This is a genomic window from Pseudomonas sp. CHM02 (assembly GCF_000612585.1).
GTDB lineage: Bacteria > Pseudomonadota > Gammaproteobacteria > Pseudomonadales > Pseudomonadaceae > Aquipseudomonas.
This window is the reverse complement of record NZ_JFCA01000099.1, coordinates 1-5,239: the sequence shown is the minus strand read 5'-3', so window position 1 is coordinate 5,239 and position 5,239 is coordinate 1. Positions and strand designations below refer to the sequence as shown.

Annotated in this window: 2 tRNA genes and 2 rRNA genes; all 4 read left to right on the top strand. The window is 51.3% G+C overall.

Features of this window, described 5'->3' with window-relative positions:
- Positions 1-214 precede the first annotated feature (214 nt).
- The 4 genes from BM70_RS0130820 to BM70_RS0130805 all read left to right on the top strand — a co-directional run bounded on the left by BM70_RS0130820 (position 215) and on the right by BM70_RS0130805 (position 5,155).
- A 16S ribosomal RNA gene (locus tag BM70_RS0130820) occupies positions 215-1,751 on the top strand.
- 82 nt (positions 1,752-1,833) lie between these two features.
- Positions 1,834-1,910: transfer RNA gene (locus BM70_RS0130815), tRNA-Ile, on the top strand.
- 30 nt (positions 1,911-1,940) lie between these two features.
- Positions 1,941-2,016, top strand: a tRNA-Ala gene (locus tag BM70_RS0130810).
- 247 nt (positions 2,017-2,263) lie between these two features.
- Positions 2,264-5,155 (top strand): 23S ribosomal RNA (locus tag BM70_RS0130805).
- Together the 16S and 23S rRNA genes with 2 tRNA genes alongside form the textbook arrangement of a ribosomal RNA operon.
- Positions 5,156-5,239 lie beyond the last annotated feature (84 nt).

Genomic DNA, 5,239 nt, shown 5'->3' with positions numbered 1-5,239 from the left:
TGAGGCTGCTGTAGAATGCGCGCCTCGGTTGAGACGAAAGCTCTTAACCAACCGCTCTTTAACAACTGAATCAAGCAATTCGTGTGGGTGCTTGTGGAGTCAGACTGATAGTCAACAAGATTATCAGCATCACAAGTTACTCCGCGAGAAATCAAAGATGTAACCAACGATTGCTGAGCCAAGTTTAGGGTTTCTTAAAAACCCAAAGATGTTTGAACTGAAGAGTTTGATCATGGCTCAGATTGAACGCTGGCGGCAGGCCTAACACATGCAAGTCGAGCGGTAGAGAGAAGCTTGCTTCTCTTGAGAGCGGCGGACGGGTGAGTAATGCCTAGGAATCTGCCTGGTAGTGGGGGATAACGTTCGGAAACGGACGCTAATACCGCATACGTCCTACGGGAGAAAGCAGGGGACCTTCGGGCCTTGCGCTATCAGATGAGCCTAGGTCGGATTAGCTAGTTGGTGGGGTAATGGCTCACCAAGGCGACGATCCGTAACTGGTCTGAGAGGATGATCAGTCACACTGGAACTGAGACACGGTCCAGACTCCTACGGGAGGCAGCAGTGGGGAATATTGGACAATGGGCGAAAGCCTGATCCAGCCATGCCGCGTGTGTGAAGAAGGTCTTCGGATTGTAAAGCACTTTAAGTTGGGAGGAAGGGCAGTTGCCTAATACGTAACTGTTTTGACGTTACCGACAGAATAAGCACCGGCTAACTCTGTGCCAGCAGCCGCGGTAATACAGAGGGTGCAAGCGTTAATCGGAATTACTGGGCGTAAAGCGCGCGTAGGTGGTTTGTTAAGTTGGATGTGAAATCCCCGGGCTCAACCTGGGAACTGCATTCAAAACTGACTGACTAGAGTATGGTAGAGGGTGGTGGAATTTCCTGTGTAGCGGTGAAATGCGTAGATATAGGAAGGAACACCAGTGGCGAAGGCGACCACCTGGACTAATACTGACACTGAGGTGCGAAAGCGTGGGGAGCAAACAGGATTAGATACCCTGGTAGTCCACGCCGTAAACGATGTCAACTAGCCGTTGGAAGCCTTGAGCTTTTAGTGGCGCAGCTAACGCATTAAGTTGACCGCCTGGGGAGTACGGCCGCAAGGTTAAAACTCAAATGAATTGACGGGGGCCCGCACAAGCGGTGGAGCATGTGGTTTAATTCGAAGCAACGCGAAGAACCTTACCAGGCCTTGACATCCAATGAACTTTCCAGAGATGGATTGGTGCCTTCGGGAACATTGAGACAGGTGCTGCATGGCTGTCGTCAGCTCGTGTCGTGAGATGTTGGGTTAAGTCCCGTAACGAGCGCAACCCTTGTCCTTAGTTACCAGCACGTTATGGTGGGCACTCTAAGGAGACTGCCGGTGACAAACCGGAGGAAGGTGGGGATGACGTCAAGTCATCATGGCCCTTACGGCCTGGGCTACACACGTGCTACAATGGTCGGTACAGAGGGTTGCCAAGCCGCGAGGTGGAGCTAATCCCATAAAACCGATCGTAGTCCGGATCGCAGTCTGCAACTCGACTGCGTGAAGTCGGAATCGCTAGTAATCGCGAATCAGAATGTCGCGGTGAATACGTTCCCGGGCCTTGTACACACCGCCCGTCACACCATGGGAGTGGGTTGCACCAGAAGTAGCTAGTCTAACCTTCGGGGGGACGGTTACCACGGTGTGATTCATGACTGGGGTGAAGTCGTAACAAGGTAGCCGTAGGGGAACCTGCGGCTGGATCACCTCCTTAATCGACGACATCAGCTGCTCCATAAGTTCCCACACGAATTGCTTGATTCATTGAAGAAGACGATAAGAAGCAGCCCGAAATTGGGTCTGTAGCTCAGTTGGTTAGAGCGCACCCCTGATAAGGGTGAGGTCGGCAGTTCGAATCTGCCCAGACCCACCAATTTTGTGTGGGAAACGCCTGTAGAAATACGGGGCCATAGCTCAGCTGGGAGAGCGCCTGCCTTGCACGCAGGAGGTCAACGGTTCGATCCCGTTTGGCTCCACCACTACTGCTTCTGACGTATGAAAGCTTAGAAATGAGCATTCCATCCAGGTGATGGTGAATGTTGATTTCTAGTCTTTGATTAGATCGTTCTTTAAAAATTTGGGTATGTGATAGAAAGATAGACTGAACGTTACTTTCACTGGTAACGGATCAGGCTAAGGTAAAATTTGTGAGTTCTCTTAATTGAGAAATTCGAATTTTCGGCGAATGTCGTCTTCACAGTATAACCAGATTGCTTGGGGTTATATGGTCAAGTGAAGAAGCGCATACGGTGGATGCCTTGGCAGTCAGAGGCGATGAAAGACGTGGTAGCCTGCGAAAAGCTTCGGGGAGTCGGCAAACAGACTTTGATCCGGAGATGTCTGAATGGGGGAACCCAGCCATCATAAGATGGTTATCTTGTACTGAATACATAGGTGCAAGAGGCGAACCAGGGGAACTGAAACATCTAAGTACCCTGAGGAAAAGAAATCAACCGAGATTCCCTTAGTAGTGGCGAGCGAACGGGGACTAGCCCTTAAGTGGCTTTGAGATTAGCGGAACGCTCTGGAAAGTGCGGCCATAGTGGGTGATAGCCCTGTACGCGAAAATCTCTTAGTCATGAAATCGAGTAGGACGGAGCACGAGAAACTTTGTCTGAATATGGGGGGACCATCCTCCAAGGCTAAATACTACTGACTGACCGATAGTGAACTAGTACCGTGAGGGAAAGGCGAAAAGAACCCCGGAGAGGGGAGTGAAATAGATCCTGAAACCGTATGCGTACAAGCAGTGGGAGCCTACTTTGTTAGGTGACTGCGTACCTTTTGTATAATGGGTCAGCGACTTATTTTCAGTGGCGAGCTTAACCGAATAGGGGAGGCGTAGCGAAAGCGAGTCTTAATAGGGCGTCTAGTCGCTGGGAATAGACCCGAAACCGGGCGATCTATCCATGGGCAGGTTGAAGGTTGGGTAACACTAACTGGAGGACCGAACCGACTACCGTTGAAAAGTTAGCGGATGACCTGTGGATCGGAGTGAAAGGCTAATCAAGCTCGGAGATAGCTGGTTCTCCTCGAAAGCTATTTAGGTAGCGCCTCATGTATCACTGTAGGGGGTAGAGCACTGTTTCGGCTAGGGGGTCATCCCGACTTACCAAACCGATGCAAACTCCGAATACCTACAAGTGCCGAGCATGGGAGACACACGGCGGGTGCTAACGTCCGTCGTGAAAAGGGAAACAACCCAGACCGTCAGCTAAGGTCCCAAAGTTATGGTTAAGTGGGAAACGATGTGGGAAGGCTTAGACAGCTAGGAGGTTGGCTTAGAAGCAGCCACCCTTTAAAGAAAGCGTAATAGCTCACTAGTCGAGTCGGCCTGCGCGGAAGATGTAACGGGGCTCAAACCATACACCGAAGCTACGGGTATCACGTAAGTGATGCGGTAGAGGAGCGTTCTGTAAGCCTGTGAAGGTGAGTTGAGAAGCTTGCTGGAGGTATCAGAAGTGCGAATGCTGACATGAGTAACGACAATGGGTGTGAAAAACACCCACGCCGAAAGACCAAGGTTTCCTGCGCAACGTTAATCGACGCAGGGTTAGTCGGTCCCTAAGGCGAGGCTGAAAAGCGTAGTCGATGGAAAACAGGTTAATATTCCTGTACTTCTGGTTATTGCGATGGAGGGACGGAGAAGGCTAGGCCAGCTTGGCGTTGGTTGTCCAAGTTTAAGGTGGTAGGCTGAGATCTTAGGTAAATCCGGGATCTTAAGGCCGAGAGCTGATGACGAGCTAACTTTTAGTTAGCGAAGTGGTTGATGCCATGCTTCCAAGAAAAGCTTCTAAGCTTCAGGTAACCAGGAACCGTACCCCAAACCGACACAGGTGGTTGGGTAGAGAATACCAAGGCGCTTGAGAGAACTCGGGTGAAGGAACTAGGCAAAATGGCACCGTAACTTCGGGAGAAGGTGCGCCGGTGAGGGTGAAGGACTTGCTCCGTAAGCTCATGCCGGTCGAAGATACCAGGCCGCTGCGACTGTTTATTAAAAACACAGCACTCTGCAAACACGAAAGTGGACGTATAGGGTGTGACGCCTGCCCGGTGCCGGAAGGTTAATTGATGGGGTTAGCTAACGCGAAGCTCTTGATCGAAGCCCCGGTAAACGGCGGCCGTAACTATAACGGTCCTAAGGTAGCGAAATTCCTTGTCGGGTAAGTTCCGACCTGCACGAATGGCGTAACGATGGCGGCGCTGTCTCCACCCGAGACTCAGTGAAATTGAAATCGCTGTGAAGATGCAGTGTATCCGCGGCTAGACGGAAAGACCCCGTGAACCTTTACTATAGCTTTGCACTGGACTTTGAATTTGCTTGTGTAGGATAGGTGGGAGGCTTTGAAGCGTGGACGCCAGTTCGCGTGGAGCCATCCTTGAAATACCACCCTGGCAACTTTGAGGTTCTAACTCAGGTCCGTTATCCGGATCGAGGACAGTGTATGGTGGGTAGTTTGACTGGGGCGGTCTCCTCCTAAAGAGTAACGGAGGAGTACGAAGGTGCGCTCAGACCGGTCGGAAATCGGTCGTAGAGTATAAAGGCAAAAGCGCGCTTGACTGCGAGACAGACACGTCGAGCAGGTACGAAAGTAGGTCTTAGTGATCCGGTGGTTCTGTATGGAAGGGCCATCGCTCAACGGATAAAAGGTACTCCGGGGATAACAGGCTGATACCGCCCAAGAGTTCATATCGACGGCGGTGTTTGGCACCTCGATGTCGGCTCATCACATCCTGGGGCTGAAGCCGGTCCCAAGGGTATGGCTGTTCGCCATTTAAAGTGGTACGCGAGCTGGGTTTAGAACGTCGTGAGACAGTTCGGTCCCTATCTGCCGTGGACGTTTGAGATTTGAGAGGGGCTGCTCCTAGTACGAGAGGACCGGAGTGGACGAACCTCTGGTGTTCCGGTTGTCACGCCAGTGGCATTGCCGGGTAGCTATGTTCGGAATAGATAACCGCTGAAAGCATCTAAGCGGGAAACTAGCCTCAAGATGAGATCTCACTGGAACCTTGAGTTCCCTGAAGGGCCGTCGAAGACTACGACGTTGATAGGTTGGGTGTGTAAGCGCTGTGAGGCGTTGAGCTAACCAATACTAATTGCCCGTGAGGCTTGACCATATAACACCCAAGCAATTTGACTACTCGAAAGAGCATCAGATTGCGGTGTGTGAAGACGAAATGAACCGAAAGTTCGACGCTCAC